The following is a 15,434-nucleotide window of genomic DNA, read 5'->3' on the forward strand; positions in this document are numbered from 1 at the left end:
CTGGCCGTTGACCTTTCCGCCCGGCCTATCGCCTCCGCCGCAGTATCGTCGAGTCCGGCACGAAGTCGAATGGCTGCTGCACCACCTGCTGCACCGCCCGCCCATTCCGTCGCGCCGGCTTGTACCGCTGGTCCTTCACGGCGCGCCGGACCGCCTCGCCGAACTGGGGGTGGGATGCGGTCACGATGCTGAAGGTGTCCATGTTCACGTCACCCGTCGCGTCCACGACGAACTCGACCATGGTGCGGCCCGGGATGGCGTTCATGAACATCGAGTCCGGATACACCGGCCGGATCAAGTCGGAAGAGTCCGGGGCGGCGGGGGCGTCCACCTCGGAGGCGGTGAACACCGTCTTCGCCTCCACCATGCGCTCGATAATCGCGGCAGGTGAGAGTTGGTCCTTCTTGCGCTTCTTCGTGCGCAGCTCGCCTTCCTTCGTCCACAGGATGATCGTTCCGCCCGAGCTGCTGATCGCTCGATTGCCCTGGAACTCCGCCGGTACGCTGGCTGGCCCTGAGTAGATCTCCACGCCTTCGAACGTGCGGGGATCGACCGAGTCCAGGTCGAACTCGGCGGCATACAGCGGCGTGCCGTCAAGCCAAACGAGCGGCGCTGTGCGTCCGCCGCGAAAGCGGACGACCGTCCGCCCAAAACCGCGGCTCTGGACCTGCGCACCGGGAATCATGCGGAAGAGGTCCGTCATGTTGACGGGGTTGCGGCGCTCGATTGCCTCGCGCGTGAGGAAGTGGCCGCCTGACCCACGACTCATCCGCTCGTAGAAGCCGGCGATCCGACCCGACACATTGCGGCGGCCAACGACCACCAGCGGGTCGAGTTCGATCGCGAGGCGCGTCAAGGTCACGTCGGCCGCGGCCGTTTCCCCGGCAAGGACGCTGACACGCACCGTATCCGGGCGAAAGCCGATCCGGCGGATCCGAAGCGAGGTCTCGCCCGGCGCCGCCTTGGCGAGCAGGAACTCCCCGTTGTCGTCGCTCTCCACCACGAGGCTCGTACCGGCGACCGCGATCTGTGCCCCGGCCACCGGTTGGCCTAACGAGTCTCGCACCAGGCCCTTGATGCCCCCGGTCCCGACCTCCCCACGCTGCGCGCGGAGCGTGCCTGGGATCGCCAGGCCGGTACTCACGCAGGCGACAACGGCACAGACGGCGCGCACGCGGTGCGCGAATGTGGCATACGACATGCGGACCTCCCGATCTCTCGCGGAACGCAGCGAGGGACCGCGACTGGGGGGAATCACCGGTACTACCCCCGGAATTTCCCCGGGGTCGGCGCAGCATCGGGGGTGGGGTCCGCAGCGCCAGAATTCAACCTATGCCCTACCTGTGAACTCCACCAGACAGAGTTTTGCCTTCCCCGGGACAACAAACTGCCCCATTCCCCACGATCCGCCCGGAGGTCAACTTCGGTTCAGCCCCCACCCATCCCATCCATGCTGTCCGTCCCTACCCGTCTGGCTATTGTCGCACTGCTCGCGCTGCCACTTCAACCGCCGGCTGGCATCCGCGGTTTCGCCCCGGACGCCGCCCGCCAGCAGCGGGAGTGGGAGGGCCGCTTCAAGGCCATTCCGGACGCCGCTCGCCAGCGCGATTACCTCCGCCGGTTGAGCGCCCGACCCCACCACGTCGGGTCGCCCTACCAGAAGGAAAATTCGGAGTACATGCGGGACTTGTTCAGGTCTTGGGGATGGGACGCCGATTTGGCGGTGTATCACGTGTTATTTCCGACACCGCGCACCCGGCGACTGGAGCTGGTCGCCCCCACGAAGTACGTCGCCCGGCTCGATGAGCCGGTCCTCAAGGAAGACCCGGCGACGAACTACAAGTCGGAACAGCTCCCGGGGTACAACGCCTTCTCCGGGGACGGTGACGTGACCGGACCGCTGGTCTACGTGAACTACGGTGTGCCGGCGGACTATGAGGAGCTCGCGCGCCGCGGCATTTCCGTGAAAGGAGCGATCGTCATCGCGCGCTACGGCGGCTCCTGGCGCGGGATCAAGCCCAAGGTGGCGTTCGAGAACGGGGCCATCGGTTGCATCATCTTCTCGGACCCGAAGGACGACGGCTACGCCCAAGGCGACGTGTACCCGAAGGGCCCGTGGCGTCCCAAGGAGGGGATCCAGCGGGGGTCGGTCCTCGACATGCCGGTCGCCCCCGGTGATCCGCTGACCATCGGGCACGGGGCGACGCAGGACGCGCCGCGCATCGATCGCGCGAACGCCGCCACGATCATGAAGATCCCGGTCCTCCCCATTTCATACGAAGACGCGCAGCCGCTGCTCGCGGCCATGCAGGGGCCCGTGGCGCCCGAGGCCTGGCGCGGCGCGCTGCCGATCACCTACCGACTTGGTGGCGGCGGGCCTGCCCGTGTGCGCCTCGCGGTGGAACATGACTGGAAGCTCACCCCCGTCTACAACGTCGTGGCCACACTTCGCGGGGCAACGGCCCCGGATGAGTGGATCGTGCGCGGCAACCATATCGACGGTTGGGTGAATGGCGCGCAGGACCCGATCGCCGGGATGGCGGCGGAGCTGGAGGAGGCGCGCGCGATGGGCGAGCTGTACAAGCAGGGCTGGCGACCGAAGCGCACGATCGTGTACGCCGGGTGGGACGCCGAGGAGCCGGCGTTGCTCGGATCCACCGAGTGGGCGGAGCACCATCGCGACGAGTTGCGCCAGAAGGCCGTGGCCTACATCAACACAGATGGCAATGGCCGGGGGTACCTCGGCGCCGGCGGCTCACACTCCCTCGAACGCTTCATCAATGAAGTCGCCCGAGAGGTGGAAGACCCGGAGACCAAGCTCCCCGTCTGGAAGCGGCTCCAGGCGCAGGTGATTCGCAACGGGGGGCCCGTGCAGAAGCGCGAGGCGCGTGAGCGCTCCGACCTGCGCATCGGGGCCCTGGGCTCTGGCTCGGACTACACGCCGTTTATCCAGCACCTGGGGATCGCCTCGCTCAACCTCGGCTTTGGTGGGGAGGACGGGGGCGGCATCTATCACTCGGTGTACGACACCCCCCAGTGGTACGAGCGCTTCAGCGACACCGACTATGCCTACGGTCGAGCGCTCTCGCAGGTCACCGGCATCGCCGTCATGCGGTTGGCGAGCGCCGACGTGTTGCCGTACCAGTTCAACAACCTCGCGGAGACGATTCGCGGGTACGTCGCCGAGGTGAAGACCCTGCGCGACGAAGTGGCAGGGCGCGTGGCGGAGACCAACCGCATGGTGGATGAGGGCGTCTTTGTCGCCACGGAAGACCCCAAGGCGCCGCTCACGCACCCCGTGCGCGAGCCCCTGCCCCCGCACCTCAACTTTGCCCCGCTGGAGAATGCCGTCGATTCCCTGGCCCGCATGGCCGCGCGGTATGAGCGTGCGTTAGGCTCCGCCCTGCTGGGCAGCACGACGGCCCTGCAGCACACGCGCGCCAACGCCATGCTGCGCGATGTCGAGCGCGCCTTTACCTCCAACGAGGGGCTCCCGAAGCGCCCGTGGTATCGCCACCTGCTGTACGCCCCCGGGCTCTACACGGGATATGGCGTGAAGACGCTCCCCGGCGTTCGCGAGGCCATTGAACTGAAGGAATGGACGGCCGCCGAGCGCGAGGTCGCACGGCTCTCGCGGGCGATCGAGGCGGCGGCCGGGCAGATCGCGGCGATTTCCGCAACGCTGGAGGGACGATGAGGGAGCTTCCACAGATGAAGCACAGGCAGCACGAAAGCGGGGCAGCACGCGTCAGGGCTTGCTGGTCGCGTGCTCCCCGTGCTCCCCGTGCTGCTCGTGCCTCACGTGCCGCGCAGTGGTTGTGGCCCCTCCTCATCACCGCCGCCTGCACCCCACCCGCCACCCTCGGCGCCGCCCTCGACCGCGTGCCCTACGACGTGGTCATCGAGAACGCGAAGGTCGTGGACGGCACCGGCAATTCGTACTTCTACGGCGATGTAGGGCTGCGGGGCGATCGCATCGCCGCCGTGCGGCCGGCGGGCGCCCTGCGCACGGCCGTCGCGCGGGAGCGCGTGAGCGCCAACGGCAAGGTCGTGGCCCCGGGCTTCATCGACATCCAGGGACACAGCTGGGACGCGGTGCTGTGGCGCGATGGACGCGTGCCGTCGATGGTCACGCAGGGGGTCACGAGCCAAATCCTCGGTGAGGCCACCACACCGGCCCCCTCAAATGCAGCCTTCGAGGCCCTGGAAGGGATCGCGCAGATGACGCCGCGCCGCGCCGAGCTGCAGCGCTCGTTCAGGGGCCCCCGCGGCTTCGACACCTGGCTGCGCGCCATCGAGGCGAACGGGAACTCCATCAACGTCGGGTCGTACCTCGGGGCGACCACCGTGCGCGCCTATGCCATGGCGCAGGCACCGGGAATGCCCGATGCCGCCCGGCTCGACACGATGCGCGCCGTGGTGCGCAACGCCATGATGGACGGAGCGTTTGGCATCTCGTCCGCGCTCATCTACCCGCCGGGCGCCTACGCCTCGACCACCGAGTTGATCGAGATGGCGAAAGCCATGGCGCCGTTCCAGGGGAACTACATCACCCACATGCGCTCCGAAGACGACTCCCTCTTCGAGGCGATGGACGAGGCGTTCCGCATTGCCCGCGAGGGCGGCGTGGCACTCAACATCTACCACCTCAAGGCTTCGAACAAGCGCAACTGGCACAAGGCCCCGGGGATGATGGCGAAGATCGACTCCGCGCGCGCGACGGGGATGGATGTGGCCGGCACCATGTATCCCTACCCGTTCAGCGGGAACAACCTTGGCGAGTGCCTCCCCGATTGGACGTCGGAGAATGGCAAGCTCTGGGACAACCTGCGAGATGCCTCCTTGCGGGCGCGCATCGTCCGCGACATGACCGACATGAATGGCGCGCCGCTGTGCCAGCTGGAGGGCCCCTCGGCCTACATGGTCGCCAATTTCGGCAAGCCCCAGCACGCGAAGTACGAAGGGAAGTTCCTCAACGAGATCGCCGCGGATCTGGGCAAGCCCTGGGCCGAAGCCATCATCGAGTTGATGCTCGCCGAGGGGCGCGACCTGTCCAAGATCAACTTCACCATGTCCGAGGAGAACGTGCGGATGCAGCTCCGGTATCCGTTCGTAGTGATCGGCACCGACGCCGGGGGCGTTGATCCGGACAGCGCCCGAGGGGTTGTGCACCCGCGAGCCTACGGCACCTATCCGCGCATCCTCGGCCGTTACGTCCGCGAACAACGCCTGCTCACCCTTGAGGATGCCGTGCGTCGGATGTCCGGGGCCGTCGCCGCCCGGTTGAACCTTGGGGATCGCGGGCTGTTGCGCGAGGGGATGAAGGCCGATGTGGTCTTGTTTGATGAGAAGACCATCATTGACGTCGCAACCCCAGAGCGGCCGCACCAGCTGAGTCGCGGGGTCGAACAGGTGTGGGTAAATGGCGTGCGCGTGCTTCGCGACGCCCGCCACACGAACGCCAAGCCTGGCAAGACCCTTCGAGGCCCGGGCTGGACGGGCTAGTGGCCAGGCTGTCGGTCCCTGACTGCCCGGTCGCCCGCTCGCCCGCCGCGCGCAACGCGAGCGGCGGGTGAGCCGTGGCCCGGAGTTTGAACGCGTTCTCTCACGGGACTGCGAACGCACCCTCGATTCTCCCTCATTACCTTCCGGCAGCCCCTGCCATTCCCCTCCCCGAATGACCGACGCCAAGACCTGCCCGCAATGTGGCAAGCTCTATGGCGCTGACGACCGGTTCTGCACGGTTGACGGCGCGGCGCTGATCGCGTCGGCCGGAGCCTCCATCATCGGGACGGTGATCGCGGACCGTTTCCTGGTGCAGGAGAAGCTGGGCGAGGGCGGAATGGGCGAGGTCTACCTTGCCGAGCACGTGCGCATGAAGCGCAAGGTCGCGCTCAAGCTCATGCGCCCGTGGATGCTCGGCGATCCGGTCGCGGTCGGCCGCTTTCATCGGGAGGCCGAGAACGCGTCGCAGATTTCGCACCCCAACGTGGCGGCCGTCTACGACTTCGGAGAAACGGCCGAGCGCGTGGTCTACCTGGCCATGGAATACGTCGACGGCGAACCGCTGTCGCGTATCCTGCAGCGCGAGGGCTACCTGAATGTCGTGCGCACGGCGGAGATCGTGCGGCAGGTGGCGGAGGCACTCACCGCAGCCCATGGGATGGGCATCCTGCACCGTGACCTCAAGCCGGACAACGTCATGGTCGCCCGCTCCAAGCACGGCACCGACGTTGTGAAGCTCGTGGATTTCGGCATCGCCCGAGCGATGAACCGACAGACGCAGCAGTTCACGTCGACGGGGCTGGTCGTGGGCACCCCGGACTACATGAGTCCGGAGCAGCTCTCGGGCGATGAAATGGATGGCCGGAGTGACCTGTACGCCCTCGCCTTGATGGCGTACAAGATGCTCACCGGCGGTGGCGCTTATTCGGACAGCTCCAGCGGCGAGTCGTTGGTCTCTCGCCTGACGGGCAAGCCGAAGCGCCTCGCGACTCACCGGACCGGTGTGGTGTGGCCGGAAAGCCTGCAAGCGGCGTTTGATCGTGCCTTGGCTCCCGATCCCGAGCAGCGTCACGCCGACCCGATGGAATTTGTCGCCGAGCTGGACGCGGCCGTGATGCAGATGCCGCTCGGCGAGATCGAGCAATCGTACATGGTGGCCCTGTCCCAGCGACACCCGACGCCGGTGCGCGGCGGGCTCGCCCTGGAGGGGGCGACGCCACCTTCCGGGTTGAGTGCGGTGCCGGCGAAGACGCCCACGGTCGCGAGGCCGGCCGTACCGACCCCGACCGCCGCCACGGCGGTGATGGCGCCCATCGTCGCGGATCCACCGGCCACACCACCACCGCAGGCCGCGCGTGGTGGTGGAGCACCGCCCCGCCGGTCGCCCCTTCTGCCGATCGTTGGAGGGGCCGGCATCCTCGCCGCGGCGGGTTGGCTCTGGTTCCAGCGCGATCGTCCCCCGGTGCCGGCCGCGCCCCCGGCCATTGCGTCCACTGCCGCCCTGACCCCTCCGGCGGATTCGGTGGAGGTCGCCCCTGCCGCACCTGCGGCGTCGCCCGCGGTCACGATGGACAGCGTCGTCGGCGCAGCACGGCGCGCGACCGTGGCCGCGTGGCAGTCCGCCGGAAGTCGTCGCGGTGCCGCCGTCCTGCTGGACCGCGATGGCCTCGCCGTCACCGCGGCCTCCCTGGTGGGAACCGACAGCACGGTCGACGTCTTCCACGACGCGAACACGCGTATTCGTGTGCCCGTGTTGTCACTGGACCGGGCCACGGGGCTCGCCACCTTGCAGATCAACGTGAGGAAGTGCACGCGGTGTGCGCCCCTCTCGGTGGCGGCGGCATCTCCTGCGGTCGGCGACTCGGTGATCCTCCTTCCCGCGAGTGGCCGGGACGACGGCGAGCGCGTGGTGACCACCGTGGCGACCGTGACGCCGGCCCTCACCCTGGCGATCCTGCCGCGGTCGGCGAACGGGAGCGTGGTCGTGGCGCTTCGGTCGCACCAGGTCGTGGGGCTCGTCGATGGCAACCGTGTCGTGGCCCAGGGCGTCCTCGGTGAGGCGGTCACTCGCGCCCGGGGCGCGGTGGGTGGACGCACACCGCCGAGCGAGGTGATCCCCATCTGGCCGTCGCGGGCCGTCCCGCGCAGCGAGTTGTCGGATGCTGCCCTCAAGGCCGTGGACGCCAACATCGCGCAGTATCAGCTGACCCAGCGTGACGTCACCCTGCTGGCCATGACGCCGCTCGTTATGCAGCGCCGGCTGGATGAGGCGGCCAATCCCATGAACGTGAATGGCGCCCTCGACCCGATCGGGGCATGGACGTCATGGAAGGCCACGGTCGCGGAGCGGCGCGCGGTTGTCGTCCTGTACGCGTCGCACGCGAAGGCGACATTCCTCAAGTGGCCCCCAAAGCCGGAAAACTTCCGCAACGCCGAGGCGGCGACGGTGCGCCTCTTCCGTGGGGACTCCCTGGTTGCTCCGATCGAAACGGCGCGTATTCCCGCCCTGACGAGCAATGGCAAGAACGCCATTCCGACCGCGGCGCTTGCGTCGTACTCCGGACTCGACTTCCGTGCGGGCGCCGGCTGGCGCGTCGAGGTGGCGGACCCTCAGGGCAAGGTGTTGCTCAGCCAGCCTCTCCCGGTCGGGACCCTCGAGGCGATTCGGCGCGACCTCGCCTTCCTGTTTCGTTAGGCCAGGGCGTCCGCGGCCACGCGCGCGCATTCGGCGAGGACAGCACCCCCGACCAGGATCGCCTCGTCGTGCGCGTAGAAGCGCGGGTTGTGCGCGGCGATCCGTTCGCCGCCCGCCTCGCGCGCCCCGATCCGCAGGAAGCAGCCGGGAATCCGCTCCATGTAGAAGGCGAAGTCCTCGCCGCCCATGTTGGTGATCCCGAAGGGGACCACCGCCCCCGTGCCTAACGCGCGATCAGCTGCCGCGCGCGCCCACCCGGCTTCGCGCGCCGGATTCACGATGGGCGGCGTGCCCCGTTCCATGAGCGCGTTCACCTGCACGCCATGGGCTTCGCCGACGGCGGTCGCCAGGCGGGCGACCTCGTCCAGCAGGCGCTGGCGGGTGACCGGATCCATGGCGCGCAGCGTCCCCGTCATGGTCACCAACTCGGGAATGACGTTGGAAGCCACCCCGCCGTGGATGGACCCAACCGTGACCACGGCCGGCGCGGCGGGATCGAGCCGTCGCGCGACGATCGTCTGCAACGCGGTGACGATCGCGGCCGCGGCGACAATGGGGTCGGCCGACTCATGCGGCCGCGCGCCGTGCGCTCCGCGGCCGCGGACTTCGAGGGTGAACATGTCGGCCGACGCCGCGAGTGGTCCCGGCTCGGCAATGACCTCTCCCACGGCAAACCGGCGGTCGACATGGCCGCCGAAAATGGCGGCCACGCGGTCGAGTGCCCCGGCGTCCAACATCGCGCGTGCGCCCGTCCCAACTTCTTCGGCTGGCTGGAGGACGACCAGCACGTCCGAACGCGCTGGTCGGTCCAGCAACGACATGGCGGCCGCAATGGTCCAGGTCGCGTGGACGTCGTGCCCGCAGGCGTGCATCACACCGTCGCAGGTGGAGGGGTAGGGGAGGCCGGTCGCCTCGTGGATTGGAAGGGCGTCGATGTCCCCGCGGAGGGCGACGCGCGGTGCCGCCGGATCGGAGCCCGGCACCACGGCGGTCACCCCGGTTCCGGCCACACGGCGAATGTCGCGGGCCCCAAGCGAGTACAGCATCTCCTCGAGGCGCGCGGCCGTGCGATGTTCCTGCCACGAGAGCTCGGGATGGGCATGCAGGTCGCGGCGGAGGGCGTAGAGCGCATCGACCTGCGCCGCACTGAAGCACGCGCGAGCGTGCGTGATCGCAGGTAGTTCGTTTGACACGTGAATCCCCCTATGCGCCGTCCAGCCAATCGCCAATGTGGATCGGCTGCGTCTTCGCCTTCGGTGCCCCGTCGACCGTCTGCCGTCCAGTCCCTACGCCAGCGTCTCCACCCGCACCGTCAGGTCGTCGATCCGATCGCGGTCCACCGTGACGCCGATGCCCGGGCGGTCGAGCGGAACCCGCGTCGTGCCGTCGGGTCCCATCGTCCATTCCGGGGTGACCACGTCGCGGGCCCAGTACCGCGCACTTGGGCTGATGTCGCCCGGCTTCTTGAAGTTGGGCAGCGACGCGAGCGCGATGTTGTACGCACGGCCGATCCCGCTTTCCAGCATCCCGCCGCACCAGACCGGGAGCCCGTGTGATGCGCAGAAGTCGTGAATGGCGATGGAGGCTGTGAATCCACCGACGCGCCCTGGCTTGATGTTGATGATCCGGCCGCTACCGAGGGTCACCATGTCTTGCGCGCGCTCGAGGCAGGTAATGGACTCGTCGAGGCAGATCGGCGTCTTGAGCTGTTTCTGCAGCTCGGCATGGCGCACGATGTCGTCCCACGCCAAGGGCTGCTCGAACATCATCAGGTTGAGGTCGTCCATCGCAACAAACGTGTCGATGTCGTCGAGCGTGTACGCGTTGTTTGCGTCTGCCATTAAGGGCGCATCCGGGAACGCCTGGCGCGCGGCGCGCACGAAGTCGACGTCCTTCCCTGGGCCGATCTTGATCTTCACCTTGCGGTAGCCCTCGGCGAGGGCACCGCGCACCTTCTCGACGAGGGCCTCCGGTGAGGGCTGGATCCCCAGCGAGATCCCCACGTCCACCCTCTCGCGCGTTCCGCCGATAAGGCGGGCGAGGGGGATCCCCAGGCGCTCGGCCTCGACGCCCCACATCCCCATCTCGACGGCCGCCTTGGCCATGTTGTGCCCGCGAAAGCCGCGGTCGAGTTCCGCGTGGACCTCAGCCGGAGATCCAAATTTCCGCCCGATGATGCGCGGGGCGACCCAGCGGACGAGCATAGGCCAGCACGAGTCCACGACGTCCGGCAGGTAATTCGGTGCGTCATCGGCCACACATTCACCCCACGACGTCGCCCCGCTGGCGTCTTCCAGCTCAATCAGGACGATCCGGCGGGCGGACATCGTTCCCGAGGAAATCTGGAAGGGTTCCTTGAGCGGGAGCGTGATCTCGCGCAGGGTCAGGCGAACGATCTGCAGCATGGCAGTCAGGCCGGGGAGTGGGAGAGGACGTAGTAGGGCAGGGTGCCTTCGTGGGCGCGGACGAAGCGCGTGACGGCGTATCCTCGCGCCAGGAGGGGCACCACGGCGCGTCGCACCGCCAGCCGCCAGACGAGCGGCAAGTCGGCGCCATGCGCCCGAAGGGACTCGGCATCCGCCGGAACCTGAAGGCGCACGCTGGGCGCGCTGCCGGTGTCACGGACCATCGGACGGCCGTGGTCGTCGAGCGGATTCACGAGGGGGAGTGCCACATCACCTGCGGCCGGCAGGTCCGCGCCGCGCACGGGGTGGGAGGGGCGGGTCAGGTCCCACGCCGCGATGAATCGGTCGGTGGGGACGGCGCCGTGCAGGGTGCTCCCCGTGTTTGATCCGTACATATCCTCGGCGTAGTCACTTGCGCGCGCGCCAAGCTTGTTGAGGTTGAGGTGCGCGTTGCGGGCGACCAACGGGTCAAAGGTCCAGTACATGACCTGGACGCCGAGGGCCACGCACCGCTCACGCTGGTACTGCTTGAGCAACTCGCCGATGTGATGGCCGCGGGCATCTTCTCGCACCGCCAGCATGTCGGACCAATGCGCCAGACGTCCGTCCCGGATCCCGGTCATCCCGAAGACAAAACCGAGCATCCGGCCGTCCGCGTCGAACGCGCCGGCGGTCACGCCCCCGATCTTCTGGCTGACCCGCAGGATGGCGCTGGGCACCCGCTCGGAGAAACCCTCACCCCAAGTGGCCTCCTGGAGGGCGACACACGCCTGATACTCCTCGAGCGTCGCCAGCTCGCGGATGGTGATCGGGGGAGTGGAGGCCATGAGAACGGGTTGGGCTTGCGGCGGGTCCTGAAAGCTGTAGATCAGTGCAGGACCGTTTTGTATACAAATCCAACGTAAGACTGGCAGGAGAAAGGGACATGCGCAAGGTCGTACTTGTGGGAGGGCTCCTCGGAGGGGTCGGTCTGCTTGCCTCCTGCACCGGCCGTGAGCCGGCACCGGGGGCAGCGCGCCCCTACGATGTCGTGCTGCTCGGCGGGCGCGTGGTCGACGGGACTGGCGCCGGGTGGTTTCTGGGTGACGTGGCGATTGCGGGCGACCGCATCGCGCGCATCACACCCGCCGGCATGCTGAAGGATGCCCCGGCTGCCACCAGGGTCGACGCCACCGGGCAGGTGATCGCCCCGGGGTTCATCGACATCCAGAGCCATTCGCGCGACCAGTTCCTCCTCGGGGATGGCCGGGTGGTCTCCAAGATCAGCCAGGGAATCACGACGGAGATCATGGGGGAGGGCTGGACAAATGCTCCAGCCAACGACCAGACCATCGCGATGCTGTCCGGGGTCGATCCCGCCAACGCGCCGGATTCGATCGCGCGCCGATTCACGGGTGCACGGGGATTCGATGCCTGGCTGACCGCGATGCACTCCCATGGGGTGTCGCCGAACATCGGTTCCTTCATCGGCGCCACGACGCTGCGCGGCTTCGCGAAAGGCTCGGCCGAGGGGGCCCCGAGCCCTGCCGAGCTGGACTCGATGCGCGCGGCAACGCGGCGCGCCATGGAAGATGGGGCGTTTGGCGTGGCCAGTGCGTTGATCTATCCGCCCGGTCGGTTTGCCGGGACGGAGGAGTTGGTGGAGATCGCGAAGGCGATGGCCCCGTATGGTGGTGTGTACATCTCCCACATGCGCTCCGAGGCCGACGAGTACCTCGAGGCGATCGATGAGCTGCTGCGGATCGGCCGCGAGGGCGGCGTGGCGACCGAGATCTACCATCTCAAGGCCGGCGGCATTCGCAACTGGCCCAAGGCCCAGCTCGCGGTGGCCAAGATTGACTCGGCGCGTGCCGCCGGTCAGGACGTGCAGGCGAACATGTATCCGTACGTCGCCGGCGGGACCGGTCTCGCGGCGTGCACGCCGCCCTGGGCGTCGGCAGACGACAAGCTCCTCGCGAACCTGAAGGACCCGGCGACCCGCGCAAGGATCGTCGCCGAGATGCGCCAGACCAAGACCTCGTGGGAGAACCTCTGCCAGCTGGCGACGCCGTCGGGGGTGATGGTGGTCGGCTTCGCCAAGGACGAACTCAAGGGGTACGAAGGCAAGCGGATCGGCGAAGTCGCCGCCGCAATGAAGAAGGACTGGGCCGATGCGGTGGTCGACCTGGTCCTGGCGACAGACGGTGCGGTCGGTATGCTGGTGTTCATGATGAGCGAACCCAACGTCGAAATGCAGCTACGCCAACCCTGGATGAAGATCGGGACCGACGCCGATGGCGTGGATCCCGACTCTGTGAAGTCCATGACCCATCCGCGCACCTATGGGACCTACCCGCGCATCCTCGGTTACTACGTGCGCGAGCGGGGGGTCATGGGGCTCGAGGAGGCGGTGCGAAAGATGTCGAGCGCGGTCGCCACTCGCCTGTCGATCCGGGACCGCGGGGTCCTGCGCGAGGGGATGATGGCGGATGTGGTCGTGTTCGATCCGGCGACCATCATCGATCGGGCCACATTCACGCAGCCGCACCAACTGTCGGAGGGAGTGCAGAAGGTGTATGTGAATGGCGTCCTGGTCTGGGATGCCGGCAAGCACACCGGCGCGAAACCCGGGCGCATCGTGCGTGGCCCGGGCTGGACGGGGTGGGCCAAGTGACGCACACCGCGCGGCTCAAGGCGCGGCGCAACGCGCGTCCGGAACAGGTCTACCAGAAGCTCCGCTCCTTGATCGTGCGCGGGCAGCTGGCCCCGGGCCAGCGCATCGTCGAAACCGACGTGGCGGCGCGGTTGGGGGTGAGCCGGACGCCTGTGCGTGGGGCGTTGCAGCGCCTCGGTCAGGAGGGATACATCGTCGAGTCACCCCGCCTGCGGCAGTCCCGACCCACCGTGGCCCCGATGACGCGCGAGGATGCCCGCGAGTTGTTCCATATTGTCGCGGAAGTCGAGGGGCTGGCCGCCCGATTTGCGGCGGCGATGCCTCTTGTGGCGCGCACCGCGTTGACGAAGGAGCTGACCCGAATCAACGATGAGTTCCGTCGGGCGTCGCGGCCCCGCGATCATGACCACGACCGGGTGTGGGAACTCGACGAGCTGTTCCATCGACGCTACGTCGAGGCCGCGGCGGGGCCGCGTCTCATCGCCTTGCATGACGTGGTCAAGCCACAGGCTGAGCGGTATGAACGACTGTACGTGAGCCTGCTGCACGCGGACCTCGCGGTGTCCGCCACGGAACACGCCGCGATCGCCCGCGCGATTCGTAGCGGGGACGCGGATGCGGCCCAGGCATCGGTGCAGCGCAACTGGCGAAACGCTGCCGACCGTTTGGGTGCCGTGATCGAGACCGTCGGCGAGCGTGGCGCATGGTAGGCGACCTCTGGAACGGGCGGCCGGACGAAGGCGCGCAACCAACGGGACCGGAGGGAAGCATGCGGCGCGATGGATGGCGACGGTCGGCGGCATGGGCCCTCGTCCTCGTGGGCAGCCTCGCGGCCGTGGCGGGGTCCCAGGAACGGGCGCGCGATCGGCGGCGGTATATCGCTCCCGGACAAACGACATCCGATGACCCGCGTCGCATCCCCGTGCCAGCCACCCCGCGTGGCCCGGTGGGTGTCACGGTGCTTCGGGGCGGGCGGGTGTTCGATGGCACCGGGTCGCCAGCGCGCGCGGCGACGGTGATCCTGGAACGCAACCGTATTGCCCGGATCGTCGCTCCATCCGTCCAGGACTGGCCGCGTGATGCGCGGGTAATTGATGTGACTGGCAAGACGGTGCTCCCGGGGCTGATCGACCTGCACACGCACCTGAGCTACATCGAGCCGCCGCTCTCGACGGTTGAAGATGTCGCTGACCAGGACGCCGCCCTGCGGGCCGCCGAACGGCTGCGGTACTTCGTGCAGAGTGGGATCACCAGCGTGCGCGACGTCGCCAGCATCGGCAACGTGCCGTTTGTCGTGAAGCGATGGGTGGACCGGAACGCCATCCCCGGCCCTCGCGTCTTTGCTGCCGGCCAGCTCATCACGGCCCGCGGTGGGCACGGCGCCGACGGGCGGGAACTGAAGCTTGATGCCGCCGTCATCGAGCGCACGGGGGCTGACGAGTGGCGCCTGGCCGTCCGGGACCTGTTCGCCCGTGGCGCCGACGTCATCAAGGTCGCATCGCACTTCTCGCGCGAGGAAGTGAAGGCGGCGGTAGACGAAGCGCACGCCCTCGGGCTCAAGGTCACCTGCGACTGCGAGACCTTCTACATCCAGTGGGCGGTCGAGGCGGGAGTCGACATGATCGAGCACCCACTGCCGCGCAGCGACGAAACGATTCGCCTGATGGCCGAGAAGGGGACCGAGGCGGACCCCACCGTGTACGTCTATACCTACTTCTTCGGCCGGTTTGGCGGCGGGTACTTCGGAAGCACCTCGCGGCGGTTCCACTTTGGCGACTCGCTCAACGTGGACGTCATGCGCCGCATGAAGGCTGCGGGGATCAAGATGGGGGTCGGGACGGACCTCATCGTCGACTGGTTCCGGTCCCTCCCGCATCCCTACATCAACGAACTCAAGTACTTCACGCAGGTTGGGTACTCGATTCCCGAGGCGCTGGTCGCGGCCACACGGACCAGTGCCGAGCTGCTGGACATGGAGGACAAACTCGGCACCCTGCAGCCGGGGAAACTGGCGGACGTCCTGGTGGTCAACGGGCGTCCCGACGAGTCGCTCGACGACCTGGCGAAAGTGGACCTCGTGATCCGGGATGGCTGGATTGTCGTGGAGGGAGGCCGCGTGGTGGTGCCACGGCACCAGCCCACGGACGCACCGCCGATCTGGCGACCGAAGCCGTGA

The 15,434-nt window shown here is 68.1% G+C and carries 10 protein-coding genes; 6 read left to right on the top strand and 4 right to left on the bottom strand.

All coding sequences use genetic code 11. From position 1 onward, the window contains the following. Positions 1–25: 25 nt before the first annotated feature. Positions 26–1,201, bottom strand: coding sequence for a TonB family protein (locus tag IPK85_10685; protein MBK8247849.1), 1,176 nt, complete (start codon positions 1,199–1,201; stop codon positions 26–28). A gap of 249 nt (positions 1,202–1,450) precedes the next feature. Between IPK85_10685 and IPK85_10690 the strand changes: the two genes are divergently transcribed. From IPK85_10690 to IPK85_10700, 3 genes are all read left to right on the top strand, one after another. After that, positions 1,451–3,697 carry a M28 family peptidase gene (locus IPK85_10690; GenBank protein ID MBK8247850.1) on the top strand — a complete coding sequence of 749 codons (2,247 nt, stop codon included), beginning with the start codon at positions 1,451–1,453 and terminating at the stop codon, positions 3,695–3,697. 185 nt (positions 3,698–3,882) lie between these two features. Further along, positions 3,883–5,505, top strand: coding sequence for a D-aminoacylase (locus tag IPK85_10695; protein ID MBK8247851.1), 1,623 nt, complete (start codon positions 3,883–3,885; stop codon positions 5,503–5,505). Positions 5,506–5,677: 172 nt separating this feature from the next. Continuing rightward, complete coding sequence (locus IPK85_10700) at positions 5,678–8,200, top strand: serine/threonine protein kinase (protein ID MBK8247852.1); 2,523 nt, start codon at positions 5,678–5,680, stop codon at positions 8,198–8,200. On the opposite strand, the gene IPK85_10705 is transcribed toward IPK85_10700, so the two are convergent. The 3 genes from IPK85_10705 to IPK85_10715 form a co-directional block, all read right to left on the bottom strand. Beyond that, positions 8,197–9,393 carry an amidohydrolase gene (locus tag IPK85_10705; GenBank protein MBK8247853.1) on the bottom strand — a complete coding sequence of 399 codons (1,197 nt, stop codon included), beginning with the start codon at positions 9,391–9,393 and terminating at the stop codon, positions 8,197–8,199. The genes IPK85_10700 and IPK85_10705 overlap by 4 nt on opposite strands. 93 nt (positions 9,394–9,486) lie before the next feature. Then, complete coding sequence (menC, locus tag IPK85_10710) at positions 9,487–10,605, bottom strand: o-succinylbenzoate synthase (GenBank protein MBK8247854.1); 1,119 nt, start codon at positions 10,603–10,605, stop codon at positions 9,487–9,489. Between the two features lie 5 nt (positions 10,606–10,610). After that, the gene (locus IPK85_10715; protein ID MBK8247855.1) at positions 10,611–11,432 is read right to left on the bottom strand and encodes a hypothetical protein; all 822 of its coding nucleotides are present in this window, start codon (positions 11,430–11,432) and stop codon (positions 10,611–10,613) included. A 98-nt stretch (positions 11,433–11,530) separates the two neighbouring features. On the opposite strand from IPK85_10715, the gene IPK85_10720 reads away from it, so the two are divergent. Genes IPK85_10720 through IPK85_10730 form a run of 3 tightly spaced genes read left to right on the top strand, consistent with a single transcriptional unit; the run spans position 11,531 to position 15,434 of the window. Continuing rightward, a complete protein-coding gene (locus IPK85_10720; GenBank protein MBK8247856.1) occupies positions 11,531–13,258 on the top strand; it encodes a D-aminoacylase in 1,728 nt (575 codons plus the stop codon). Next, positions 13,255–13,968 (top strand): GntR family transcriptional regulator, encoded by a 714-nt coding sequence (locus IPK85_10725; protein ID MBK8247857.1) that lies wholly within the window; start codon positions 13,255–13,257, stop codon positions 13,966–13,968. Before IPK85_10720 ends, IPK85_10725 begins: the two co-directional genes overlap by 4 nt. 59 nt (positions 13,969–14,027) lie before the next feature. Next, positions 14,028–15,434: an amidohydrolase family protein gene (locus tag IPK85_10730; GenBank protein MBK8247858.1), complete on the top strand. Its 1,407-nt coding sequence runs from the start codon at positions 14,028–14,030 to the stop codon at positions 15,432–15,434.

The organism is Gemmatimonadota bacterium (assembly GCA_016712265.1).
Lineage (GTDB): Bacteria > Gemmatimonadota > Gemmatimonadetes > Gemmatimonadales > Gemmatimonadaceae > RBC101.